Below are 24,401 nucleotides of genomic sequence, written 5' to 3'. Positions count from 1 at the left end.
TATGGCTTGCCTCGCGTGGTTTCAGGTCGTAAATTTGTTTGTGATATGTTTGCGAGTCCATGACAAGGAGATGATCGCTATGACTGTTCAATCCGATTGGGCTGTTCTCACAGATGAACAGCAGCAGTTTTTTGAGGATAATGGGTATCTCTTGATCGAAGACGCGCTGCCGCCCGATGTGGTTGCCGAACTCAATGCGGCGACTGATGAAATTTACGATCGGGAAAAGGCTGCTGGTGGCCTGGAGAAAACGGGCAAGCTCAATTTGCGAAACTGCATTGTGCATCACGATGCTTTTCTTCAGTTGCTCGACTGGCCGACCACGGCACCTCTGGCATGGCAGATTCTCAACTGGAATATCCAGATGATTACTTCGCACCTCATTGTTTTGCCGTCTGGTCCAGAACCTTCTGAAGAAGTGAAGCGCAAGGGCGGGTATCACCGCGATGGCGGTTCGTCTTCCAGGGAGATGACCGAACCCCATCCGCGTATTTTGCTCAAAATTGCCTACGCCATCAGCGATCAGACAGATCCTGCATCGGGGGCGACGCAACTCGTGCCCGGGAGCAATCGGCTATTTGGCAGACCGGCGATTGATCCGGCGACGGGTCATCCGAGGGGGGCGATCAATATGAATGTCAAAGCGGGTTCGGCATTTATTTTTGAACAGCGTACCTATCACGGTATTGGCAGAAATTGGTCGGGTTTTCCGCGCAAGACCGTTTTTGTGGGTTATGCGTATCGCTGGGTCAAGCCTATGGATTATATCAATATGCCCGATGAACTCGTTGCCCGCGCAAATCCCATTCAAAAACAACTCTTAGGTGTGGTCTCCGATCCGCTCAGTTTTTATATTCCGCAAGCGGGAGATGTGCCGCTCAAAGAGCTTGTGGAAAATGGGGTTTGATTACTCGTCTGTAACACATCCCTCCGAAGCCGTTTTTACGTTTTTGATGTATTTGTAAAGTGTGCCGCGGTTGGCTTTGTACGGCGGTTGAGTCCAGGCTGCACGGCGTTTTTCGAGTTCTTCGGCAGAGACATCCATGTTGATCTCGCCTTTTTGGCTGTCGATGGTGATCTGGTCGCCGGTTTGGACGAGGGCGATGGGTCCGCCTTCGATGGCTTCGGGAACGACGTGGCCGATGAGAAAGCCGTGCGATCCGCCCGAAAAACGCCCATCGGTAATGAGCGCGACATCCTGTACCAATCCCGCACCGGCCAATGCGGACGTGGGGGTGAGCATTTCCGGCATGCCGGGCCCGCCTTTGGGTCCTTCGTAGCGGATGATGATGACATTGCCTTTTTCGATTTTGCCCTGTTCGAGGGCGGCGAGCATGTCTTCCTCGCAGTCGAATACATTGGCCGCGCCTTTGAATACCTCGCCTTCTTTGCCCGTGATTTTTCCGACCGAACCTTCCGGTGCCAAATTTCCACGCAAAATTTGCAGATGTCCCGTTGGCTTGATGGGGTCATTAAAGGGGCTTACGATATCTTGCTGTCCTTCACCCGTGCCATAAGGGGGAAGGGCTTTTATGTCGGCGAGATTTTCGGCAATTGTTTTGCCCGTTACTGTCATCTGGTCGCCGTCGATGAGATTGGCGTCGAGGAGGAGTTTCATCATTGCGGGTGTCCCGCCGATGTCGTGAAGCTCTTCCATGACATAACGCCCAGAGGGTTTGAGGTCACACAGGAGGGGTGTTTCGTTGGATATGTGTTGAAATTCGTCGATGTCGAGGTCTATGTCATAAGCTCTGGCAATGGCGAGCAGGTGGAGTACGATATTGGTGGAGCCGCCCGTGACAACGGCGAGGCGAATGGCGTTGAGGAATGATTGTTTGGTGATGATGTCGCGCGGTTTGAGGTCGGCTTCGAGCAGGGCGCGTACAGCGTGACCGGCGCGAATGCATTCGGCGTGTTTGTCGGGGTCTTCGGCAGGTGTGCAGGAGGAATAGGGCAGGGAGAGGCCCATGCATTCGATGGCGCTGGCCATGGTATTGGCGGTGTACATGCCGCCACAAGCACCGGCACCGGGGCAGGCGTGTTCGACGATTTCCTGGCGTTCGGCATCGCTGAGCGAGTCTGTGAGAAATTCGCCGTAGCTTTGAAAGGCGGAGACGATGTCGAGTTTGCGTTCTTCGCCTTGAATAGTGGCGCAACCTGGTTTTATTGTGCCGCCGTAGATCATCAGGGCAGGGCGGTTGAGGCGGCCCATTGCCATGACCACGCCGGGCATGTTTTTGTCGCAGCCGGGCAATGCGATCAGGCCGTCGTACCATTGTGCGCCCATGAGGGTTTCGATGGAGTCGGCTATGAGGTCGCGGGATTGAAGGGAGAAGGACATGCCGTCTGTGCCCATGGATATGCCATCGGATACGCCGATGGTGTTGAAGCGCATGCCAACGCATCCGGATTCGGTGACGCCTTTTTTGGTTTCGGCTGCGAGGTCGTTGAGGTGCATGTTGCAGGGGTTGCCTTCGTACCAGACCGAGGCGATGCCGACCTGCGCTTTGTCCATGTCGGCGCGCGTCAGTCCGGTGGCATAGAGCATGGCCTGAGATCCGCCCTGGGATTTTCTCTGGGTGATCTGTGAGCTGTACTTATTCAGTTTTGCCATTGAAGATTTCCTTTCGTAGATGAACTTTGTCTTATTTTTCCGAGGTTGTAATTTAACCGAATTGTGGGAGATGTGTCAACAAGGGTGTGGAATATGGCTGACTATGTGTTGCAGGATTATTTGCGCGTGGGACTGGATCTGGTGTTTGTGGGGTTTAATCCCAGCTTAAAGTCCGCGGAAATTGGTCATTATTACGCGGGGCGTGGCAATCAGTTTTGGCCGTTTTTGTACGAGGCCGGGCTGACAGATCGCTTGTTGGAGCCTCGGGAAGATGCGACTATTTTGGATTATAATATCGGGCTGACAGATATTGTGAAGGGGCGAGCGACGCGGGGGATTGGAGATCTGACGGATGGCGATTATGTGTCGGGTTTTGAATTGTTGCGAGAAAAAATGCAGAGGTATCGGCCCGCGGTGATTTGTTTTAATGGGAAGAGCGGATACGCCAAAGTGATGGGCGGGAAGCGAGATTACGGTTTGCAAGATGAGTTGTTGGAAGGCGCGAAGCTGTTTCTCGCCCCGTCAACGAGCGGTGCGCTGCCTATGCCGAGGGTTGAGAAATTGCGGTATTATCGAGCGTTGAAGTCTTTAATAGACGAATAGACGAGAAAAGCGCGAATAGACGAATAGACGAATCCCGCCCAACCACCCAAAGTCGGTGCGAACTCCATTCGTTGATTCGTTGATTCGTTGATTCGCACAAGGAGTAAAAATGAAGCGACCGAATATTTTGTTTGTGATGACCGATGACCACACGCCGCGCGAGATGAGCAGTTATGGCAATCCGATTTTGCATACGCCCAATCTGGATCGCATTGGGAATGAGGGTACGCGGTTTAACAATTGTTTTTCGACCAATGCGCTGTGCGCGCCTGCGCGGGGTACGGTGCTGACGGGATGTTTTTCACATGTCCACGGTATTCGTGGAAATTCCGAGAGAGCCGATGCGATTGAGTATCTGGATCCGAATGTGCCGACGTTTCCCGAGTTGCTTCGCGCCGCGGGATACAAGACTGCGTTGTTTGGCAAGTATCATATCCGGCAGGATCCACGTGGGTTTGATACGTGGTGTATTCATCCCGGGCAGGGCGTGTATTTTGATCCGACGTATATCGACGATGGGAAGGAGGTCGTAAAGGAGGGGTATGCCACGGATATAACGACGGATATGGCGCTTGAATTTTTGAAGGGGTTGGATGGGGAACAGCCTTTCTGTCTGGTGTATCAGTTTAAGGCACCACATCGTCCGTTTACGCCTGCACCCCGACACGCGCATCTTTTTGAGGATATCGAGATTCCCCAGCCGGAGACGTATGGCGATGATTTTGCGACGCGGAAGATTGCGGCTCTGGCTGAAGATATGAAGTTTGATATTAGTCTGGCGCCCGATTACGACGATATACCCGAGGGTTTGAGTGAAGGGGAAAAGAAGGACTGGATTTATCAGCGTTTTATGAAGGATCGGTATCGCACGATTTACGGTGTGGATGAGAACCTGGGGCGGGTGCTGGATTATCTGGATGAGACGGGTTGGGCTGACGATACGCTGGTGATTTACACGTCGGATCACGGGTATTTTTTGGGGGATTACGGATGGTACGACAAGCGGTTTATGTACGAGCCGTCGATTCGCATTCCGCTGGTGGTGCGCTATCCAAATGGGGGTATTAGCGGGAATGTGACTGATGCGCTGGTGATGAATGTGGATTTTGCGCCGACGATTCTGGATTTTGCAGGTGTCGAAATTCCCGAAGGTGTGCAGGGCGAGAGTTTGCGTCCATTGCTCCAGGGGACAGAGCCGGATGATTGGCGTACGTCTGTTTATTACGCCTATTTTGAGGATTCGTGGGTGCTGCACGGCAAGGGGGCAGAGGCGATGTCAGAACCGTCGTTCCAGTATTTTACACCGCACCGCATTGGCCCGCACCGCGGCGTGCGTACGGATCGCTACAAGCTGATTGAATATTATGCCGAGGGCGATTACTGGGAGTTGTTCGATTTGCAAGAGGATCCCAATGAATTGCGAAATGTGTACGGAGATGAGGCGTACGCAGATCTGGTGGTGGAGTTGAAGGCCGAGTTGCGAAGGTTGCAGGTGCAGTATGGGGATTTGAGTGTGTGAAGCTATTTTTTGGGCATGTACACGTCGGTCGCAGAGCCGAGGTGGATTTCTGAGGCAATGCCGATGGATTCGGCGAGGGAGGGGTGGGGGTGAATGGTGTGGGCAATGTCTTCTGCAACGGCAGCCATTTCAATGGCGAGCACGCCTTCGGCGATGAGGTCGCCCGCGTTTGGTCCCACGATGCCCATGCCGAGTACGCGTTGGGTATAGGGATCGACAATGAGCTTGGTCTGGCCTTCGATGCGCCCAATGGCATGCGCTTTGCCCAGGGCAGCCCAGGGGAAGCGCACGATATCGACTTTGCGGTCTTGTTTGAGAGCGTCGGTTTCGGTCAGGCCCACCCATGCAATTTCGGGATCGGTGTACACAACTGAGGGTATTAGTGCGTCAAAAGACGCGGGTTCACCGGCGAGAATTTCGGCGGCGATTTTGCCTTCGTGCGCGGCTTTATGGGCGAGGCCGGGACCTGGGACGGCGTCGCCGATTGCAAAGAGGCGAGGGTCGTTTGTACGCATTTGTGAATCGACTTCGATGAATCCCTGATCGTTGGGTACAATGTCCGTGTTTTCAAGGCCGATATTATCTGTATTTGGGCGTCGGCCAATGCAGAGGAGGACGCGGTCGAATATTTCGGATGTTTTCGATTCTTCGCCTTCCCAGTGTACTTCAATACCGGTGTTGACTTCTTCGATATGCGTGACGCGCGTGCTGGTGTGTATGGCGCTGAATGCCTGACGCAATCGGGTTTCGAGGGGTTTGACCAGGTCGGGGTCGGTGCCGGGCAAGAGAGTGTCGGTCATTTCGACGACTGTGACGGTGCTTCCCAATGCGGCGTAAACACTGCCGAGTTCGAGGCCGATGATGCCCCCGCCTACGACGAGGAGGCTTTTGGGTATTTCGTCGAGGTCGAGCGCTGTTGTCGAGTCCAAAATGCGCGGTGTGTCGAGCGCAAAAATTGGAAGGGCGACAGGGCGAGAACCCGTGGCGATGATGGCGTGTTCAAATTCTACGCGGTCGATATCCCCATCGCCTTCGATAGACGCGCTTTGCGAATTCTCAAATTGCGCGTAGCCCGTCAGGTGGGTGACTTTGCGCTGGCGCACCAGGCCAGACAGTCCAGTTGAGAGGCGGGTGATGATGTTGTCTTTCCAGCCTCGCAGGGCGTCCAGATCGATTTTGGGATCGCCAAAGGTGAGGCCATACGTTCTGGCTTCACTGGCTTCGGTGATGAGTTCGGCAACGTGGAGCAGGGCTTTGGATGGGATGCATCCGCGTAATAAACAGGTGCCACCGAGGTTGTCGTCGGCATTGACGAGGGTAACTTGCAAGCCCAGGTCAGCAGCGCGAAAGGCCGCTGTATATCCACCGGGACCGCCGCCGATTACGAGGAGATCGGTTTTGTGCGTTTCGGCCATGTGATTTCTCCAGTTTATCCGCCCATGAGCATGAGTTCCGGGTTTTCGAGTGCATCGACGATTTTTCGCATGAATCGCGCGCCGTCGGCGCCGTCAATAACGCGGTGATCATAAGAGAGTGCCAAAGGCATGATGAGACGGGGTTCGATGCGCCCTTCGCGCACGGTGGCTTCTTCTCTGGCGCGTCCGAGTCCTAATATTGCAACTTCGGGATGGTTGACGATGGGGGTAAATTCGCCCACGCCCAGGCTGCCCAGGTTGGTGACGGTGAATGTGCCGCCTTGTAGTTCGTCGAGGCCAATTTTGCTGGTGCGCGCGCGCTGGCTGATGTCGCCGAGTTCGAGAGCCAATTCCAGGATGTCTTTGCGATCGACGTCTTTGATGACGGGAACGAGTAAGCCGCGCTCGGTGTCAACTGCGATGCCGAGGTTGTAGTAGTGTTTGAGAATAATCTCATTGGTCCCCGCATCGAGGCTGGCGTTGAATTGCGGAAAGGTCTTGAGCGCGGTGATGATTGCTTTTAGCGCGAGGACCGTTGGCGTCAGTTTGGCACCCAGTGCTTCGGTTCTTTCTTTGTTGCGCTGCCGAAATGCCTCGAGATCTGTGACGTCTGCGCGATCAAATTGCGTGACATGAGCCACCTGTTGCCAGGCCTGGCTCATATTTTTTGCTATAATCTGCCGAACTTTGCTGAGGGGTTGGCGCTCGATGTTGCCCCATCTCGAGAAGTCGGGCAATTCGACGGGTGCTGTTGGCGCAATACCACCTGTTTGCTGATCGCGTACAGCGGCTTTGACATCGTCTTGTGAGATGCGTCCACCGGGGCCAGAGCCAGCGACCTGGGTGAGATCTACGCCGAGTTCTCGCGCGAGCCGCCGCGTGGATGGCGCTGCGGGAATGGGATCGCCGTTTGATGTGGGTGCTGGTGGTCTGGGTGAGGGAGGTGTTGGTTCGGGTGCTCTGGCGGTGGGTTCGGGCTTTTCTTCTGGTGCAGGAGCTGGTGCTTCGGCTTCCGGCTCAGGGTCCGCTGTGACTTGTTGTTCGCCTTCTTCAACGGAGATCAATAAGCTGCCCACGGGTACGCGGTCTCCGGCACTAATGTGTATTTTTGTGATGGTGCCAGCAACACTGCTGGGTACTTCAACGAGGGCTTTGTCGGTTTCGAGCTCGACTACGCTCTGATCAATTTCAATAGTGTCGCCTTCGGCAACGAGTACGCTGACTACATCGCCGGCTTCTACACCTTCGCCGAGATCGGGAAGTTTAAATTCGGTTGCCACGAGACCTCCTTAATCGCGGATTGAGTTAATAGTACGTCGTGACGGGGCCTGCTGATACGGGATCGACTTTCTCGGGGTCAATGCCGAGTTCGTCGATGGCTGTAGCGACCTGTTCGCGTTTGATTTTCCCCTGTTTTGCCAGGGCGTAAAGCGCGCCCACAGCGATGCACTCGGCGTCAACTTCAAAATGCCGGCGCAGAGCCTGGCGCGTGTCGCTGCGCCCAAATCCATCTGTGCCGAGGACCATCATGTCTTCGGGTACCCAGGGGCGGATCATTTCGGGTAGGGCTTTCATGTAATCGGAGGCAGCGACGATTGGGCCATCGGTTTTTTCGAGTACTTTGACGATATACGGCTTTTTCTTTCGCCGCGTTGGATGCAGCATGTTCCACCGCTCGGTCTCAAGCGCGTCTCGCCGCAGTTCTTTGTATGAGGTGACGCTCCACACGTCGGCAGAAATATTGTATTCGGCGGCGAGGATTTCTTGCGCGCGCAGGGTTTCGCGAAGGATGGATGCACTGCCAAAGAGCTGAACTTTATGCTGGCCCTGTTGTGTTTCGTGCGTCTTGAGCGGATAAATGCCTTTGACGATGCCTTCTTCAACGCCTTTGGGCATGGGGGGGTGTTCGTAGTTTTCATTGCCCAGGGTCATGTAGTAATAAACATCTTCCTGTTCCTGGTACATGCGTCGAATGCCGTCCTGGATGATGATGGCAATCTCGTAAGCATAGGCCGGGTCGTAGGCAATACAGTTGGGAACAGATGAGGCGAGAATGTGGCTGTGCCCGTCTTCGTGCTGGAGACCTTCGCCGTTGAGCGTGGTGCGTCCAGCTGTTCCGCCTAAGAGAAAGCCCTTGCAGCGGATATCGCCGGCCAGCCACATGAGGTCGCCCACGCGCTGAAATCCGAACATGGAATAGTAGATGTAGAATGGGATGGTGTTGACGCCGTGTGTGGCATAAGCTGTGCCAGCGCAGATGAATGAGGACATGGCACCGGCTTCGTTGATGCCTTCTTCGAGTATTTGGCCGTCTTGTGCTTCCCTATAGTAGCTGATGTTGCCCGCGTCAACGGGTTCGTATATCTGCCCCATGTGTGAGTAGATGCCGAGTTGCCGAAATAGGGAATCCATACCAAAGGTGCGGGCTTCGTCCGGGATGATGGGAACGAGCAGTTTGCCGATGTCTTTATCGCGAGCGAGTTTGGCAAACAGACGCGCAAAAGCCATGGTCGTAGAGGCCTGGCGGTCGCCTGTACCTTTGAAGGCTTCGTCAAATACCTCGCGCGAGGGTGCCTGAATGGGTTTGGCTCGAACGCTTCGAGCGGGCAAATATCCGCCGAGTTCGTTTCGGCGTTGTTGCAAGTACTGCATTTCAGGACTGTCGTCGGGGGGACGATAAAAGGGTGCTTTGCCCACTTCGCTGTCAGAGATGGGTATGTCAAAGCGCCGCTTAAATTCTCGCATTTCGTCTTCTTCGAGCTTTTTTTGCTGGTGGGTCATGTTGCGGCCTTCGCCAGCTTCGCCCAGGCCATAGCCTTTGATGGTTTTGGCCAGGATAACAGTTGGTGCGCCCTTGTGTTCCACGGCGGCTTTGAAGGCGGCGTACACTTTTTCAGGATCGTGACCCCCGCGACGCAATTTTTGGAGTTGTTCGTCCGAGAGGTGTTCGACCATTTTGAGGAGGTCGGGATGGGTGCCAAAAAAGTCGTGGCGGATGTATTCGCCGGATTCGACGGTGTATTTCTGGTATTGGCCATCGACGACTTCTTCCATGCGTTCCTGAAGCAGACCCTGGGTGTCTTTTTCGAGTAGTGCGTCCCAATCGTCTCCCCATATAATTTTGATGACATTCCAGCCGGCGCCGCGAAAGACTTGTTCGAGTTCCTGGATGATCTTGCTATTGCCGCGCACGGGACCGTCGAGGCGTTGCAGGTTGCAATTGATCACAAAGATGAGGTTGTCGAGTTGTTCGCGGGTTGCCAGGCTGATGGCGCCGAGGGTTTCGGGTTCGTCTGTTTCGCCGTCGCCGACGAAGACCCAGACTTTGGAATCGCGGGTCGATTTGAGGCCGCGGTCTTCGAGGTATCGGTTGAAGCGAGCCTGGAAGATGCCCACGAGGGGACCAAGTCCCATGGATACCGTGGGGAATTGCCAGAAGTCGGGCATGAGATAGGGGTGGGGATAGGAAGATAGGCCGCCGGGATTGCGGAGTTCGCGGCGGAAGTTTTCGAGGTGTTCGGTGCTCAGCCGACCTTCGAGGAAGGCGCGGGCATACATGCCGGGCGAGGCATGGCCCTGGAAGAAGACCTGATCTCCGGAGAAATCGCCATCGGGCGCTTTGAAGAAGTGATTTTGGCCCACTTCGTATAGCGTGGCAGCCGATGCAAAGGTGGAGATGTGACCGCCAATGCCGTCGGCTTCTTTGTTGGCACGGGTGACCATGGCCATGGCATTCCAGCGCACGAGACTTTTTATGCGGCGCTCGATTTCGCGGTCGCCCGGATAGGGCAGTTGTTTGTCGCGGGAGATGGTGTTGATATAAGGCGTATGGGATGCGAAGGGAATGTCAACGCCCAGACTTTTTTGTGCTTCTTGTTCGAGGCGGTCGAGCAAATAGCGCACGCGGTCGTGACCTCCGTTTTGCAGAACATAAGCCAGTGATTCGATCCATTCTTCGGTTTCGATGGGATCGGTATCGCGAAATGTACCTGGTGCGACAGAATCGGCCATGGTAAACCCCTTTGTTCTGTGGTGCAATGACGGGTATTTGAAATATACGCGCTTATCCAAATGTCTCTTCTGTGTGTGAAATTTACGAGGGATAATGAATTTTGTCAAATGTAGAGCGTATTTTTTTGCGAGAGAATGGCAAATTTTAAGGAAATGTATTTATGTAAGGTGTTGTTAATTAGTAAAATAATATGATTAGTTGACCGGTTGGTAAATTATGGCGAAAAAACAGGGCATCTCGCATCTTCCGGGGGGAGAGGAGATGTCAGGCGTCCGGTACTTGTTGTCCCCGATGGCAGGTCTGGCAGGTGATCTGGGTGAATTGTCCTTCTTTGAAGTCTTTGAGGATTTCGCCGTTGATTTTTTGTGTCATGGTGATCATGAGGCGCGCAATGTCTTTGCGGGGGTTTTCGTCTGAGGCAAAGTCGTAAGTGGATAGGGATTGGCCTTCTTCCCCTTTGTGGCAAGCGTGACAGCGCACGCCCAAGGCTTTGCTAAAATCTTTCATGTACTGCATGAGTTGCGCTTTTTTGATGTCTTTGGGCAGGACTTTTAAGTTGGTGTAGGTGTCGGGAATTTGGGCGAAAGATGCGGTGACGATCAGAGAGATGAGGGAACTGATTGTGAGAATGAGTGCGATGAGTAGCGAGCGGTTCATGGTGCCTCCTTTTCATCTGTGATTATCCAGCCATTGCAGTTGATTTGTTTGCGGAAAAGCGACGATGGGATTTTCGAGAGGTCCAATGCCTTCAAAGGTCATGCACACGCGGTCGCCTTCGCGCAAGCCGCTTTCGAGGTCGTCGTCGGAAAAGACAATGGGTGTGCCCCAGTAGAGGATTTGCAGGGTGTCGGGTTCAAGAGGTAGGCGGGAAAAGAGCGATCGTTCGAGGTGAAAGAGTCCGTCGGGCATGTTGAGATGGTTTTGCCCGGTATGCCCTTCTTTGTAGGCTATGCGCGTGTTGTTGCGTATCACTTCACAAGAGACGGCTACGCTGCTGTTGTCATAAGCCGAGTTGGTGACCATCAGGGGACCGAGGCTGGCGCAGCCGTGGGACCAGTTTTTGGCCTGGGGTAAGTTGAGTGGGTTTTCGGCTTCGATGCCGTTGTCGGTGTAATCATTGCCGCCAGTGTAGCCCAAACGCTCAATTTGGCCTGTGTCATTGAGGCCATAGATGGTTACGAGTTCTGTTTCGGGTACGAGGCGCTGGGTGTTGTGCGGGTGCGATATACATCCGCCGTGTCCGACGAGGGCAGCGGTGTCGTTTTTGGCAAAGAGTTCGGGCGTGCCGCCCTGTGCACATTCCCGATATTTTTGATCATAGACGTTGACGGCGTCACCCGTGGCCTGTTTGGCTTCGATTTCGCGCAATTTGGCGCTGTCTTCGTGGGTGACTCCCGCCAGCCAGATCCGCAATTTATGCGGTGCATCTGCCGGTGCGGTTACCGGGCTGATGAGGTGGGGTTGATCGGGGTCGTCCGTGTTGTCCAGGAGGTCGCGGAGTGAGAGGCGCGGCGCATTGCGGATATTGATTGACTCTACTGTGGTTTCAATACTGTTTTTGTTGCCCCCGTGGCGATAATAGAGGTCGTGAAGCGAGGCCGGGTAGGGGGCACAGGCCGTGAGGTCAAAGATCTCGTCGCCTTTGACAAGCCCCAGGCGAGATCCTCGCTCGGGTTGTGCGAATTGCAATAGTTTCATGGTTGCCTCAATGATTGTGGGATGGAAAACAAGAATAGTTATAATTGGGGCACCTGTAAAGCAGATAATTAGGTTCGCAATTGCGCGATTTTTTTTGCATATTGAGGTAAAAGGAGGCGGGTCTTATGGCAATAGCACTGATTACGGGCGCGTCGAGTGGTATTGGTTTGGAATTGGCGCGGGTGTTTGCGGCTGATGGGATTGATGTGATTTTGTCGGCGCGGTCCGAGGATAAGTTGCACGATCTGGCAGAAGAAGTGCGGGAGAAGTATGGTGTGAGAGCCGAGGTGATTGTGGCCGATTTGTCCGTGCCGGGCGAGGCTGAGAAGGTTTATGATAGGGTCAGGGAAATGGGATGGGACGTGGATTATCTGGTGAATAATGCCGGATTTGGGGTTTATGGTTTTTACGCGGAGACAGATTGGACGGCCGAAGCGGATATGTTGCAGGTGAATATTGTCGCTTTGACGCATTTGACCAAGTTGTTTTTGCCGGATTTGATTGATAGAGGTCGGGGAAGAATTTTGAATGTGGCTTCGACTGCGGCGTTTCAGCCCGGTCCGAGGATGGCTGTGTATTTTGCGACTAAGGCGTATGTGTTGTCGCTTTCAGATGCGATTGCCAATGAGTTAAAGGGTACGGGTGTGAGCGTGACTGCGCTGTGTCCAGGGGCAACGGAGACGGGTTTTCAACGCGCCGCAGGTGCAACGGGTTCGCGTTTGTTCGATATGCGCGGATTGCCCACGGGGGCCGATGTGGCAAAATACGGGTATAGAGCTATGCAAAAGGGAAAGCGGGTCGCTATTCACGGGTTGATGAGTAAGATACTGGCTTTTACTGTGCGCTTATTGCCCAGACGGCTTGTCGTTGCGACGACGAGAGCGTTGATTGCGAGGAGTGATTAAGCTGGGGCATCTGCCTGTATGTGGCTCGCGGACAGGAAGCGGTCCAGTTGCAGACGCTCGGCATGGTTGGAATTGAGGCGAATGCGCAGGTGTACGTCGTTGCCCTCATAATCCAGGGTCAGTATTTCGCTGTGGGTGTAAAGTTGTGAGAGGAGTTTGCCTTCACTTTGTGGCACATGAAGTTTTAGGGTGACCGCATCGGCAGCCAGAAAATCGCATATCCGATTTTTTACCGCGTCGAGATTGGCGACGTCGAGCGCAGAAATTGCAAGCGCATTGGGATTTTTTGCGCAGCGTTTGTCAATTTCTTTTTGTCGTTCAGAATCCGCGAGGTCCATTTTGTTATAGACAGTCAGGACGGGTTTGTCATCAATTTTGAGTTTTGTGAGGACTTCGCGGACTGTGATCATTTGCATTTTGTATTGCGAATGGCTGGCATCGACAACGTGAAGGAGCAGGTCTGCCTGTACGGCTTCTTGTAATGTGGCGCGAAAGCAGGCAAAGAGGTGGTGCGGTAAGCGGTTGATAAAGCCGACGGTGTCGGTGAGCAAGATGGGGCGATGGCTTTGGACATCGACGCTGCGCGTGGTGTTGGTCAAAGTGGCAAAAAGCTGATTTTCGACCAGAACATTTTCACCCGAAATCCCGCGCATAAGCGTGGATTTGCCCGCGTTAGTATAGCCAACGAGCACGACGTTAAAACTATGGCTGCGCCCTTTGCGGCTTGTGTCCATTTGACGTCTCACTCGTTTGAGGCTGTCGTAGAGGGACTTTCCGCGTTGTTCGATCCACCTGCGGGTGGTTTCGGTGTGCGTTTCACCCGATCCGAGGCCTGCGCGACGTTCTGCGTGGGGATTAAACTGGCGAATGCGGGGGCGCAAATAACGCAGGTGGGCCATTTGCACTTGAATTTGCGCGGTGCGTGTGCGTGCGTGTAAAGCAAAAATATCGAGAATGAGCAGGCTGCGGTCGAGGATGCGTACCCCAATATCGATTTCGAGGTTGCGCATTTGCGAGGGCGAAAGGTCATTGTCAAAGATGATCGCGTCGATATTTCTCTTTTGGGCCATTTCTCGAAGTTCGTCGATTTTGCCCGAACCTATATAGGTGGCTGGATCGGGTTTGTCGCGATTTTGCAATGTGCGATCAATTACCTCAAAGGTGGCAGTGGTGGCCAGGTGGGCGAGTTCTTCGAGAGATTCTCTGGCGCTGCGCGTGGAGATACCGCGTTGTGCCATCCCAACGAGAACGGCACGTCGTATGCCCTGTGCGTCAAAGATATGGTCCATGTTATCCCCTGAGTTTTTAGTTATATTCATAATAATAAGGTGAAGATATGTTGATGCAAAGCGAAATCGCCGGGATAGGACGGCGTCTGTTGGCAACGGTGCTGGATTTTTTGATTTTACACCTGGTGCTGACGGTGGTTCTGCGCAATATGCTGCTGTCGCCTGCGGGTGTGTGGATGGTGGATTTTGTTTTTATTGTGATATATTCCGCGATATTTGTGGGGGTTATGGGCCAGACGCCGGGCAAGATGTTGTTGGGGTTGCGCGTGATTGATGCACAGGGTGGTGGGTTGAGTTATGGACAGACGTTTCAGCGTGCAGTGGTGAAGTGGGCACCGGTTTTTGTGCTGTTTATTGTGATGGCTCTGTTGACGCCAGAGGAGTTGTACCAGCGTCCCACGGATGGAGAAGTGATGGATACCGTTGAAGTTGATGGACAATCGGCTGCGGTTTCTTCAACCGCAATGGTGATCGGTACGGTGGTCTGGGTGGTGTTGATTCACATGGCGCGGCGCCATCCCGATGGGCAGGGGATTCACGACCGCGTGGCAGAGACGTATGTGATTAGAACGGGGTGATGATTATCGGGTGCCAGGAATAAAAAAGACAGCATCTTTTTTTGTGATCTGGTCGGCGTTTTTGTCTATAATTGTGAGTTTGAGGGTGTAGCGTCCGGGTGCGAGATTGGTGAGGGGCATTTCGAGATAGGTGTTTTCGTCGGGGTTTGTACCGACTTGATCAAAGCTGAGGCCAACGGCCTCGGTATTTTTTTTGCCCAATTTGGCGAGGAGGGAGACGAGTGCGAAACCGGTTTCCTGGCGTTTTTGTACTTCGTAGGAGATGGTGTAGCGCGTCTGTCCAAATTCGTCGCGTTTGAGGTTGTAGATTTCAAAGTAAACGTACATGGACATGCCGGGGACAAAGGCTGCCGAGGGTTGCGGCTGAATGTAGAGATCGCCGCGCACAAAGGATGTGTCGGGTGCGCGGTCCGCTTCGATGATGCGGGAGGCGACCTGGATGTCGCTCATCATCAGATGGCTTTTGTCGTGATAGGCGGGCAAGCGAAGATCGCCCTGGCGATAGGCACCAATGCGGTTGGTGTTTTGACGCCATGCTTCGACGGCCAGTTCATATACGCCGGGTTCGGCGATGTGGCGCACGCTGCTGAGGGCTTGTAAACCCCGGTCACGAATATCATCGGTGATGTCGATGGCCAATGCGCTTTTGGTGTTCTGAAAATCGAGGGCGCGGGGGTAGATAAGTGCGGTGCGACGTTCGACGACTACAGTGGTGTCCGGATCTGTGGGCAGGGCTACGTTGTCTAAAGGCAGGCCAAATATGACCTGCAATTCGGTTTTGTTTTCCGGTCCCCGAAAGGTGAGGGCGTCGAAGTAAAAGTCGAGGGGGTCGAGCGCTTCTATGCTGTACAATTCGGGTTCTATTGCCGCGAGCGATTGGGCGAGGGTGGCGGAGTTAAATTCGTTGAGGCGCTGAATAACGCTCATGTACGACCGCCCGGAGGATTCGGCATTGGCGAGGTCTTCTTCGGTCAGCGATGGGACGGGGGCAAAATCGAAGTTTCCGCCCAGAAATTCATCGGTAAATGTAAATTCTGCGCCCTGTCCGAGGTTTTTGTATATCCAGACTTCCCAGGGTACAGAGGTCCAGCCGCTGGTCGTTGTGACGGGGCGGTAGTCGGTAAAGCCCATATTGCCCACGCGACCCAGGCCGCCTTCTTCCATGGTGCGAATCGGATAGACGGGACCGACGAAGTTTGCCTCAATGCCCGCATCGCCGTAAATCGCATACGCTCTTTGTTCTTGAAGGCGCTGTACGTCGAGTGGTACGATGGCGTTGAGTTTGCGAGAGGTGGAGATGTAATCGGGTTCTCCATATCGAATGTAGATTTCTCCCCGGCGATCCCACGGCCACTTTCTGCCAAAATGGGTTCGCGCATGCCATACCCTGCGGTAGTGTTCGGCTCGGCGCAGTGCGCCTCCCGAGGTTTTAAAGGGATCTTTTTGCAACCAGAAGCGTGTGAGAAAACGCTCGCGTTGTGTTTTGTCGTCCGAGGCCGACGCGAGGCGGTAAGCGCGCGCTTCGGCTCTTGAGCCGATATAAGAGATGTCGTCAAAGAGGGGCTGTTCTTCTTCCGGCAGGGTCTCAATATAACGTTGAAATGCCGCCAATGCGCCTTCGTGGTCGCGTCTTTGTATGAGGGCCTGGGCGAGCAATGGCAGTGCGCGGGGGTCTCCTCGCATGCGCGATGTGATGTCTTCGAGGTCGCGGTATTCTTTGGCTTCGTATAGCGCGTAGGCAAATTGGTATGCGGTTTCGTGGTCTTCGGGGTTGCGTTCGAGGTATTTTTTGTAGTAGTAAAGCGCGACTTGATGCGCGCTTCCTTCTTCGCGGTGTGCGCGCGCGAGCAAGAGATAGGGCGAAGGCAGGTCGGGAAATCGCGCAATAGTTTGGGAGGCCGCTTTTCGCGCGCGGCTTCCCATGTCTTCAAGGGCGAGCAGGGTTTTGATGAGGCGGTCGTGGGCGTCGGCGTCTGTGGTGTCGATGGCGACCGCTTTTTCATAGTGCGACAGCGCGCGGTTGGGTTTGTTTCGTAGATTTTGGTACACGCGACCCAGGCCCGTGTGGGCAATGGCGAGATTGGGGCGCAAGGCGAGTGCATTTTGAAAGGCTGCTTCGGCGCTGTCGGCTTCTTCAAGGCGCAAATAGAGCAGGCCCAGGCGCGCGTAGTTCGCCGACGAATCAGACGCGGTAGCCAGATCTGCTTTCAACCGGTTGATGACGTCGTGGAGGTCGCGGTTTTGCGCGAATCCCGTGCTTGCAAAACTGATGATGAGTAGATAAATGGTCGAGTAGAGGACTTTGAACATGGATAATCCTTGTAAGTGTCGAGGCAGTTTTTACACGCTTGTTTGGGTTTTTGGTTTCTTTTAAACATTAAAAACTTTTGCTGAATTTCTCAATGACTTTTGTGACTTATGAAGCTGCACAGGTATAAATATATCTAATTTTCTTGACTTAGTTGAAGGGGCGTTTTATTTTCCGTCTGAAAGCGATGTGTGCGGATAGGCGCGCAGGCAGGGATGTCTATGCTCTCACTCGAATGAAAGGGCATTTATGACGTTGATGGAGATTCTGTCGGGCAAATCGGTCATTATCGGGCTTAAGGGGCAAAACAAGCGGGAAATTCTCGAAGAGCTTGTTAATGAACTCGAAGTAGGCGATAAAATTACTGACCGCGATAAGGTGCTCCAGGCGGTTTTAGAGCGCGAAGATATTATGAGTACGGGTATTGGACACGGTATTGCCATTCCCCATGGGAAATCGGAATATGCCACGACGCTGGGCGGTGTGCTGGGCATCAAGTCGGATGGTATCAATTTTAATGCTTTAGATGGCAAAAAGACCTACATTTTTTTTCTTCTGGTCTCGCCCCTAAATGTCTCGGGACCGCATATTAAAGCCTTAGCGCGGATATCAAGAGTGCTCAAGGGAGAGGATTTTAGACAGCGTCTGATTGGCATTAGAAATCGCGAGGAGGCTCTGGCGATTATTGAAGCGGAAGATAAGAAAAACTAATAAATATCATAAGAATCGACCCGATGCCTGCTTTTCTATGAAGCAGGTTTTTTTGTTTGAGCTTTTCTCATGTTCGGTCTTTCATTTACAAATCCGATGTTGTTGCACGGTTTGTGGGCGGCGTTGTTGCCGCTTGTGATTCATTTACTGAATCGGCGCCGTGCAGTAACGGTGTCGTTTTCAAATGTGGCACTTTTGCAAAAACTCCAGCACGACCGCATGCGACGGCTAAAATTCAAGCATCTCGCGTTGCTCATTTTGCGAACCCTGCTCATTGTTTTGCTCGTGCTGGCTTTCGCGCGTCCGACTTTGAGTGGGGGCAGTGGGCAGGTGGGCGATGCGGGTACGTCGGCGGTTATTTTGCTCGATCGTTCGTTGAGTATGCAATACCGCACAGCAGAAGGTACTTTGTTTGAGCGCGCACTTCGCAAGGCGCAGGCTCTGTTGGCTCTGTTTGATGAGCGCGACGATGTGCGTCTGGCACTGATCGATAAGGGTGTCGAGGAGGTCGATGTGACTTCGCCAGAGCGGTTGCGGTTGTTTATGGATACGCTGCAACCCGGATTTGGCAGTACAGATTTTGAGGCGGGATTGCAATTGGCTTTGTCGCATTTGTCCGGGTCACAGATGCCCAATCGCGAGTTGTATTTTGTAACGGATCGCGCATATAATGGATGGGCGAATTTGCCCGATACACTGTCTAATTTGGACGATGTATCGGTGTACATCATTTCCGAGCGGCCTTCGCAAGTTGCCAATATTGGCATCGGACAGATCAATACCACTTCTCCAGAGGTCGGGCGTTCAACCACGCTGGCGATCGAATTGATCAATTATGGTGTGGCAAATCGAGGCGATGTGCCTGTGCAGATATTTTTGGCTGATCGGCGCATTGGTCAGGATATTGCCCATGTACCTGCGGGCGGGCGTCGCAAATTGCATACGTCGTTTGTGCCCAAAACAGGAGGGGATGTTGCCCTGCGTGTGGAAATCGGGGCAGACGCTCTCGAGGCAGACAACGAGCGCGTGACGGTGTTGCGCGTTCCAGAGCGCGTTCGCATTTTGCTGGTGGGTCAGGTGTCCCGCGAGTCTTATTATCTCGCAGAGGCTTTGTCCGTTGCCTCAAGCGAAGTGGTGCATGTTAAACCCGAACGCGTATCAGATCAGGTGCTGGAAGGTGTCGATGTGGTTTTTTTGTGCAATGTCGCGCGGCTTTCTACAGGTGCGATTGCCGCTTTGCAAAATCGGATATCACGCGGGGTTGGTCTGGCTATTTTTTTGGGGGATCAAATAGATGTCCGATATTATAATGAGCATGTGTTGCCCGCGCTTTTTCCGGCCAAATTACTCGGTACGCGGGGCGCGTTGTCGGGTGCTTATCAGGCTTTGCAGACGGTTTTGCCCGATCATCCCATGCTATCGGGCCTGGAACTCAAGGGGGCGTTTCAAAGCCCGCGTTTTTTTGTTTCTTATCGGGTTTTGCCCGCGCAAGATGCACGCCCTGTGTTGTCCTTTGCCTCGGGGGCACCCGCGCTTCTCGAGTCTCGCAAGGGCAATGGGCGCGTCGTGCTGTTTGCGTCTTCGGTGAGCGCGAATTTGGGATGGAATGACGCGCCGCTTTCCGGCTTTTTTGTTCCATTTGTGCATCGCCTGAGCGGATATCTGGCGGCCGGGGCATTTGGTCGTTCTGACTATCGCGTCGGTCAGGTCGTGTACAGAGATATCCGACGGGAAAATGCTTCTGAAGCTGTTTTGCAAGCGCCAGGTGGAGAACCCAGAACAATTTGGCCTCAACAACGCGGCTTGCAATCGGTGTGGCCGGTTGGCGTGGTGAATGAGCCAGGGCTGTGGGAGATTTTTGCGCGCGAGCGCGTTTCTGATCGCTTTGCTGTTCAGGTTGATGAGCGCGAACCCGATTTGACTCCGGTTCCGATGGCGCGACTCGAGGCACTTTTTGGTAAAGATCGCTTGCGCGTTGTAGATGACAAGGCCGATTTGAAGGAGGCCGTCCTTTCTCAGAGGCACGGTCAGGAACTCTGGCGATGGGTGCTGTTGGCAGCTTTGATGGCGATGGGTGCAGAGATGCTCATTGCACAGTCTGCGCGCACGAGCCGCGGGACGCGACCTTGACTTTTGTAATTGGTGCGCGTATTTTTTTCTGGATTGTAATGGGCGAATACAGGAGCGTCGCCCCTACCCTGAATGATAAAGGATGTTTTGATGGCAAAAAATTTGATTATTGTCGAATCACCTGCTAAGGCACGCACAATTTCTCGATTTGTGGGCAAGGACTACAAAGTCGCCGCTTCTATGGGGCATGTGCGCGATCTTCCCGCACGTGAATTGGGCTTTGATGTGGATAGTTTTGATCCCAAATACGTCGTGTCGCAAGACAAGCGCAGCGTGATTCAGGCGCTGAAAAAGGATATTGAAAAAGATACGACTGTATATCTGGCGACGGATGAAGACCGCGAAGGGGAATCTATTTCGTGGCATCTGATTTCCGCGCTCAAGCTCAAGAATCAGTCTATTAAGCGGATTGTGTTCCACGAGATTACCCGGTCTGCGATTTTGCACGCGCTTGAAAATCCGCGCGAACTGGATCAAAATTTGGTCGATGCACAACAGGCGCGTCGCATTTTGGATCGCGCTGTGGGATATGAGTTGTCGCCTTTGTTGTGGCGAAAGGTAAAGGGCGGATTGTCAGCCGGACGCGTGCAGAGTGTGGCGGTGCGGATTATTGTTGATCGGGAGCGGGAGATTCGGGCGTTTAAGCCAGAGGAATATTGGAGGATTAAATCCGATTTTAAGGATCCCAAATTTCAGGCTGAATTGACGCGGCAGAATGGCAAAAAAGCGTCTGTGAAAAATGAAGCCGAGGCCAGAGCTATTGAAGCGAGCGCGCTGAAGGGACAATTTGTCGTGGCAGAGGTGATCGAGCGCGAGGGCGTGCGGCGGCCCGTGCCTCCGTTTACGACATCGACGCTGCAACAAGAGGCGTCTCGCAAACTAAGTTTTTCCGTGGCGCAGACGATGCGGGTTGCACAACAGCTTTACGAGGGCAATTTTGAAATTCCCGGATATACCGGTGGTTTGATTACGTATATGCGTACCGATTCGGTGAGTTTGGCCGAGCAGGCGGTGAATCAGGCGCGGGAGGTGATCGAGCGGGAATTTGGTCGGGATTATACTGTGGAAAAACCCCGGCGGTTTGCCAATAGGACCAGGGGGGCGCAAGAAGCGCACGAGGCGATTCGTCCGGCGGATTTGTCGATTAAACCCAATCGCGTTAGAGCACATCTCGATCCCCGACAATTTCGGCTTTACGATTTGATCTGGAAGCGCACGTTGGCGACGCAGATGGCCGATGCGCGCATTGCATATACGACGATTCGCATTCGGGCAGGTGAGGCTGGTGAATTGATTTTTGAGGCAAAGGGGCAGCGCGTTTTATTCCCTGGATTTTTGAGGGTTTATGCCGAGGGATCAGATGATCCGGAGGCCAATATCAGCGATAAAGATGTGATTTTGCCCAGGGTTGCTAAGGGACAGGTGCTCAATTTGGAGAAGTTGCATTTGGAGCAGTTGTTTACCAAGCCGCCCGCGCGTTATACCGAGGCTTCGCTGGTGAAGAAGCTCGAGGGCGAGGGTATTGGGCGTCCCTCGACTTATTCGCCGACGATTTCGACGATTCAAAGCCGGGAGTATGTGGAACGCACGCGAGATAAGAAGCTCAAACCCACAGATATCGGCGAGGTGGTGAACGATTTTTTGATGGCGCATTTTCCCGATATTGTCGATTTGCGTTTTACGTCGCATCTCGAAGACGATTTTGACGAGATTGCTCAGGGCAAAAATTCATGGAAGGCGATGTTGGAGGCGTTTTATCCGCCGTTTAATAAGCGGGTGGAGGACAAAAAGTCGGTTGATAAAATTGGGCGCAAGTTGGGCAAAGACCCCAATACGGGACGCGAGGTGAGTGTGAGTTTTGGGAAGTTTGGTCCTTATGTCCAGATTGGTAGGGCAGGTGAAGAGGACAAGCCTTTGTTTGCATCTTTGCCTCCCAATCAGAGTATTTTTGATATTGAATTGGCCGATGCTCTCAAGTGTTTTGAATTGCCCCGCAAACTCGGGCAAAATGATGCGGGTGATGAAGTGCAGGTCAATACTGGTCGATACGGTCCCTATGTGCGAATAGGTCGCAACTTTTTCTCCCTGCCAGAGGGAGAGGACTTGTTTGAGGTGACGCTTGCTCGCGCGTTGGAGATCGCGGCTGCTGAGGAAGATCGCAAAGCCAAAAATGTGATTCAGGATTTTGGCGATTTCCAGGTGCTCAATGGGCGGTATGGTCCCTATATTCGCAAAGATGGTAAGAATTACAGGATTCCCAGAGGGATGGATGCGGCGACATTAGACCGCGAGACGCTCGAAAAATTCATGGAGGGCGGAGCAGGCGGCAGGCAGTCGCAGAATGTGATTCACGATTTTGACGGGATTCAGGTTCTTGCCGGGCGGTATGGTCCTTATATTAAACACAATGGAAATAATTACCGCATTCCAAAGGGCGTAGAGGCGTCGTCTTTGACAAAGGCTGCTTGCGAGAAGATTATCGCTGAAAACCCAGCGACGAATAGGAGAAGATCGAGCAGAAGAAGTAGAAAGTGAGAAATGTGAAGAGGGAAGCGGTGTACAACTGGTCGCAGTCCAGACCAGTTCAGTGATAGCACCCGTCATTGCGGCATGATGTTGAGCCGCAATCCAGAAGGTTTTAAAAGACTGTGTGAAGCGGGGTGGTCTATGGAATGGGATGACATTGCGCGGCGCATCAAAGCGGGCGAGGATGGCAGGACGGAATTTAAACACGACCTGAGAGAGTTCTCGGGAATCGGCCGGGCAATTTGCGCCTTTGCCAATGCGGAAGGTGGGTTGATTATCCTGGGTGTTGATGATTTGGGGACGATTGTCGGGGTGAGAGAGGATCCAGATGAGGTACAGGAACGGCTGACGAGTTTTCTACATTCGGGATGTAGTGCGCCGGTTTCTGCGCGTTGTGGGCGCTACAATGATCCGAACGGATGGGTGCATTGGATTGAGGTGCCTCGCCAGCGGGGGTTTGAGCCGCTTAACTATCGAGGACGCGTCTGGATTCGGCGTGGACGCAGCAGTGTGGAACCATCGGCAACTGAACTCCAGGAGTTGTACAATATTTTCGGTTTTATTTTAACGGAAGAACAGGTCATTCCGTCCGCGAGAATAGAGGATATTGATCTCGATGCGTTTCGGGCTTTCCTGCGTGCGCAAGGGCTCGATACAGAGGAGGAACCGCAGCCTGCAATTGCTGACGATCTGTGCAATAGACGCATTTTGGCTGAGTTCGACAATGCCCTGTGTCCAACGCTTTACGGGCTGATGGCGTTTGGCAAAGAGCCGCAGGCACATCCGCAGACAACGAATTTTTTCGTCGAGTGTGTAGCCTATCTGGGCGAGGATCGGGCGTCGGATGTTATTCTTACCGGCGAGGGGAAGGGGCGTCTTGAAGAGCAAATACGTCGGTCAGTCGGATGGGTTCGCGGTTTGGGATGGAAGGAGAGCTACCACGGTCTTGATCGGGTGGAGACGCCACTAATTCCCGAGAAGGCACTGCGCGAGGCAATCGTCAATGCCGTTGTTCACCGGGAGTACGCGATTACAGGGTCGAAGGTGTTGCTCGAAGTATTCCGCGACCGTATTGATGTGACCAGTCCAGGGACTTTTCCAAATCACATGAGTGTCGAGAATGTTCGCTCGGGCGGCAATCCCCGGTCCCGCAATGAGTTGATGGCAAATGCCATGCTCGTCGCACGCTTGATGGAACAACGAGGACGCGGATGGCCCGTGATGCGGAGAGAGATGCGGGAATTTAACGGTACTGAGCCAGAAATCGTGCAAGATGAGGGTGGGAAATTCGTGCGTGTGACGTTTCGTAAAGGGGCAGGAGCATAGGTTTGTAGTGGTAAAAAAGAGAAGTCACAAAAATGAAAAATAAAACAGCAATAGTCGCCAAACTAATAGAGCATGGCAAACAATACTATCAGCCAGACGCAGCGCGAGTGCCACAGGAAGTCCTCTCTGACCCTTTTGCCTTCCTGATTGGAGCAGCGTTTAATAATGGAATGTGCCATCAACAGGCTTGGAAGATTCCCTTATGCATCAAAAGAGAAGGCTTGCTGGACGCTGCGAAACTGGCTGCAATGGAGGAGCAAGAATTGCAACGCTTGCTCGAAAGCCTCTCTATAAAGCCACGGTGGGGTTATGAGCGAGGAGTCAAGACGCTGAAAGACGCCGCTATGTTGGTGATGGCGCATGGCGGAGACGCATCCGCCATTTGGCGAAATTCCTCATCTCAGGAAACCGTAAGGAAACTACAATGCATATACGGTGTAGGAAAACACATTGCGTCGATGATCGTTCGGATACTGCGCGACAATTTGGGTATGTTCTCTGAGCAGAAGCATGAGATAGACGTGAAGTCCGATGTGCATCTGATGCGCGTTTTCAAACGCGCGGGTCTAACGGAAACTGTGTCGGATGTAGCAGCCGTGAACGCGGCGCGAGAGTTGCACCCTGAATTTCCTGGCGCACTCGACTGGCCCGCGTGGAATATTGGACGGAAATGGTGCTATTCAGATGGGCCGAACTGTACACAGTGTCCGCTGGACGCCGTTTGTGAGAAGGCAATATAGAGGCTGGAGATTGAAGGCCAGTATAAA

At 53.3% G+C, this 24,401-nt stretch carries 18 protein-coding genes; 10 read left to right on the top strand and 8 right to left on the bottom strand.

Translation table 11 applies throughout. The features are described from left to right. Position 1 precedes the first annotated feature (1 nt). Positions 2-907 carry a phytanoyl-CoA dioxygenase family protein gene (locus F4Y39_16170; protein ID MYC15260.1) on the top strand — a complete coding sequence of 302 codons (906 nt, stop codon included), beginning with the start codon at positions 2-4 and terminating at the stop codon, positions 905-907. On the opposite strand, the gene ilvD is transcribed toward F4Y39_16170, so the two are convergent. Then, complete coding sequence (gene ilvD / locus F4Y39_16165; protein MYC15259.1) at positions 908-2,614, bottom strand: dihydroxy-acid dehydratase; 1,707 nt, start codon at positions 2,612-2,614, stop codon at positions 908-910. A 93-nt stretch (positions 2,615-2,707) separates the two neighbouring features. On the opposite strand from ilvD, the gene F4Y39_16160 reads away from it, so the two are divergent. After that, positions 2,708-3,217: a mismatch-specific DNA-glycosylase gene (locus F4Y39_16160; protein ID MYC15258.1), complete on the top strand. Its 510-nt coding sequence runs from the start codon at positions 2,708-2,710 to the stop codon at positions 3,215-3,217. A gap of 109 nt (positions 3,218-3,326) precedes the next feature. After that, positions 3,327-4,736 (top strand): sulfatase, encoded by a 1,410-nt coding sequence (locus tag F4Y39_16155; GenBank protein ID MYC15257.1) that lies wholly within the window; start codon positions 3,327-3,329, stop codon positions 4,734-4,736. Between the two features lie 2 nt (positions 4,737-4,738). Here the strand turns inward: F4Y39_16155 and lpdA are convergent, their stop codons facing one another. From lpdA to F4Y39_16130, 5 genes are all read right to left on the bottom strand, one after another. Continuing rightward, positions 4,739-6,151: a dihydrolipoyl dehydrogenase gene (lpdA, locus tag F4Y39_16150; GenBank protein ID MYC15256.1), complete on the bottom strand. Its 1,413-nt coding sequence runs from the start codon at positions 6,149-6,151 to the stop codon at positions 4,739-4,741. A 14-nt stretch (positions 6,152-6,165) separates the two neighbouring features. Then, positions 6,166-7,431: a branched-chain alpha-keto acid dehydrogenase subunit E2 gene (locus tag F4Y39_16145; GenBank protein ID MYC15255.1), complete on the bottom strand. Its 1,266-nt coding sequence runs from the start codon at positions 7,429-7,431 to the stop codon at positions 6,166-6,168. Positions 7,432-7,456: 25 nt separating this feature from the next. Next, complete coding sequence (aceE, locus tag F4Y39_16140) at positions 7,457-10,162, bottom strand: pyruvate dehydrogenase (acetyl-transferring), homodimeric type (GenBank protein MYC15254.1); 2,706 nt, start codon at positions 10,160-10,162, stop codon at positions 7,457-7,459. Positions 10,163-10,427: 265 nt separating this feature from the next. Then, positions 10,428-10,820, bottom strand: a complete 393-nt coding sequence (locus F4Y39_16135) for a c-type cytochrome (protein MYC15253.1) — start codon at positions 10,818-10,820, stop codon at positions 10,428-10,430. A gap of 12 nt (positions 10,821-10,832) precedes the next feature. Further along, positions 10,833-11,861 (bottom strand): hypothetical protein, encoded by a 1,029-nt coding sequence (locus F4Y39_16130; GenBank protein MYC15252.1) that lies wholly within the window; start codon positions 11,859-11,861, stop codon positions 10,833-10,835. 125 nt (positions 11,862-11,986) lie between these two features. Between F4Y39_16130 and F4Y39_16125 the strand changes: the two genes are divergently transcribed. Further along, positions 11,987-12,766 (top strand): SDR family oxidoreductase, encoded by a 780-nt coding sequence (locus F4Y39_16125; GenBank protein MYC15251.1) that lies wholly within the window; start codon positions 11,987-11,989, stop codon positions 12,764-12,766. On the opposite strand, the gene hflX is transcribed toward F4Y39_16125, so the two are convergent. Then, positions 12,763-14,085: a GTPase HflX gene (gene hflX / locus F4Y39_16120; GenBank protein ID MYC15250.1), complete on the bottom strand. Its 1,323-nt coding sequence runs from the start codon at positions 14,083-14,085 to the stop codon at positions 12,763-12,765. The two genes, F4Y39_16125 and hflX, sit on opposite strands and share 4 nt — an antisense overlap. 17 nt (positions 14,086-14,102) lie before the next feature. Here hflX and F4Y39_16115 point away from each other — a divergent pair, with 17 nt between their 5' ends. Continuing rightward, positions 14,103-14,633: an RDD family protein gene (locus tag F4Y39_16115; GenBank protein ID MYC15249.1), complete on the top strand. Its 531-nt coding sequence runs from the start codon at positions 14,103-14,105 to the stop codon at positions 14,631-14,633. Between the two features lie 3 nt (positions 14,634-14,636). Here F4Y39_16115 and F4Y39_16110 read toward each other — a convergent pair whose 3' ends face one another. After that, complete coding sequence (locus tag F4Y39_16110; GenBank protein ID MYC15248.1) at positions 14,637-16,943, bottom strand: GWxTD domain-containing protein; 2,307 nt, start codon at positions 16,941-16,943, stop codon at positions 14,637-14,639. 247 nt (positions 16,944-17,190) lie between these two features. Between F4Y39_16110 and F4Y39_16105 the strand changes: the two genes are divergently transcribed. The 5 genes from F4Y39_16105 (at position 17,191) to F4Y39_16085 (ending at position 24,374) form a co-directional block, all read left to right on the top strand. Continuing rightward, positions 17,191-17,652 (top strand): PTS sugar transporter subunit IIA, encoded by a 462-nt coding sequence (locus F4Y39_16105; GenBank protein ID MYC15247.1) that lies wholly within the window; start codon positions 17,191-17,193, stop codon positions 17,650-17,652. Positions 17,653-17,721: 69 nt separating this feature from the next. After that, complete coding sequence (locus tag F4Y39_16100) at positions 17,722-19,782, top strand: VWA domain-containing protein (protein MYC15246.1); 2,061 nt, start codon at positions 17,722-17,724, stop codon at positions 19,780-19,782. Between the two features lie 90 nt (positions 19,783-19,872). Then, entirely contained in the window at positions 19,873-22,317 is a 2,445-nt protein-coding gene (gene topA / locus F4Y39_16095) for a type I DNA topoisomerase (GenBank protein ID MYC15245.1), read from the top strand. A gap of 132 nt (positions 22,318-22,449) precedes the next feature. Further along, positions 22,450-23,634, top strand: coding sequence for a transcriptional regulator (locus tag F4Y39_16090; GenBank protein ID MYC15244.1), 1,185 nt, complete (start codon positions 22,450-22,452; stop codon positions 23,632-23,634). Between the two features lie 32 nt (positions 23,635-23,666). Beyond that, on the top strand, positions 23,667-24,374 hold the full coding sequence (locus F4Y39_16085; protein MYC15243.1) for a hypothetical protein: 708 nt from the start codon (positions 23,667-23,669) through the stop codon (positions 24,372-24,374). Positions 24,375-24,401: the final 27 nt, after the last annotated feature.

It is taken from the genome of Gemmatimonadota bacterium, assembly GCA_009838845.1.
Lineage (GTDB): Bacteria > Latescibacterota > UBA2968 > UBA2968 > UBA2968 > VXRD01.
Note: the sequence above shows the minus strand (reverse complement) of the source record. Positions and strands in the feature narration are given on the sequence as shown.

What these genes read in the sequence shown, in the direction of transcription:
- F4Y39_16170 (MYC15260.1), top strand. Translation starts at nt 2, where the DNA reads ATGGCTTGCCTCGCGTGGTTTCAGGTCGTAAATTTGTTTGTGATATGT.
- ilvD (MYC15259.1), bottom strand. Translation starts at nt 2,614, where the DNA reads ATGGCAAAACTGAATAAGTACAGCTCACAGATCACCCAGAGAAAATCC.
- F4Y39_16160 (MYC15258.1), top strand. Translation starts at nt 2,708, where the DNA reads ATGGCTGACTATGTGTTGCAGGATTATTTGCGCGTGGGACTGGATCTG.
- F4Y39_16155 (MYC15257.1), top strand. Translation starts at nt 3,327, where the DNA reads ATGAAGCGACCGAATATTTTGTTTGTGATGACCGATGACCACACGCCG.
- lpdA (MYC15256.1), bottom strand. Translation starts at nt 6,151, where the DNA reads ATGGCCGAAACGCACAAAACCGATCTCCTCGTAATCGGCGGCGGTCCC.
- aceE (MYC15254.1), bottom strand. Translation starts at nt 10,162, where the DNA reads ATGGCCGATTCTGTCGCACCAGGTACATTTCGCGATACCGATCCCATC.
- F4Y39_16135 (MYC15253.1), bottom strand. Translation starts at nt 10,820, where the DNA reads ATGAACCGCTCGCTACTCATCGCACTCATTCTCACAATCAGTTCCCTC.
- F4Y39_16130 (MYC15252.1), bottom strand. Translation starts at nt 11,861, where the DNA reads ATGAAACTATTGCAATTCGCACAACCCGAGCGAGGATCTCGCCTGGGG.
- F4Y39_16125 (MYC15251.1), top strand. Translation starts at nt 11,987, where the DNA reads ATGGCAATAGCACTGATTACGGGCGCGTCGAGTGGTATTGGTTTGGAA.
- hflX (MYC15250.1), bottom strand. Translation starts at nt 14,085, where the DNA reads ATGAATATAACTAAAAACTCAGGGGATAACATGGACCATATCTTTGAC.
- F4Y39_16115 (MYC15249.1), top strand. Translation starts at nt 14,103, where the DNA reads ATGTTGATGCAAAGCGAAATCGCCGGGATAGGACGGCGTCTGTTGGCA.
- F4Y39_16110 (MYC15248.1), bottom strand. Translation starts at nt 16,943, where the DNA reads ATGTTCAAAGTCCTCTACTCGACCATTTATCTACTCATCATCAGTTTT.
- F4Y39_16105 (MYC15247.1), top strand. Translation starts at nt 17,191, where the DNA reads ATGACGTTGATGGAGATTCTGTCGGGCAAATCGGTCATTATCGGGCTT.
- F4Y39_16100 (MYC15246.1), top strand. Translation starts at nt 17,722, where the DNA reads ATGTTCGGTCTTTCATTTACAAATCCGATGTTGTTGCACGGTTTGTGG.
- topA (MYC15245.1), top strand. Translation starts at nt 19,873, where the DNA reads ATGGCAAAAAATTTGATTATTGTCGAATCACCTGCTAAGGCACGCACA.
- F4Y39_16090 (MYC15244.1), top strand. Translation starts at nt 22,450, where the DNA reads ATGGAATGGGATGACATTGCGCGGCGCATCAAAGCGGGCGAGGATGGC.
- F4Y39_16085 (MYC15243.1), top strand. Translation starts at nt 23,667, where the DNA reads ATGAAAAATAAAACAGCAATAGTCGCCAAACTAATAGAGCATGGCAAA.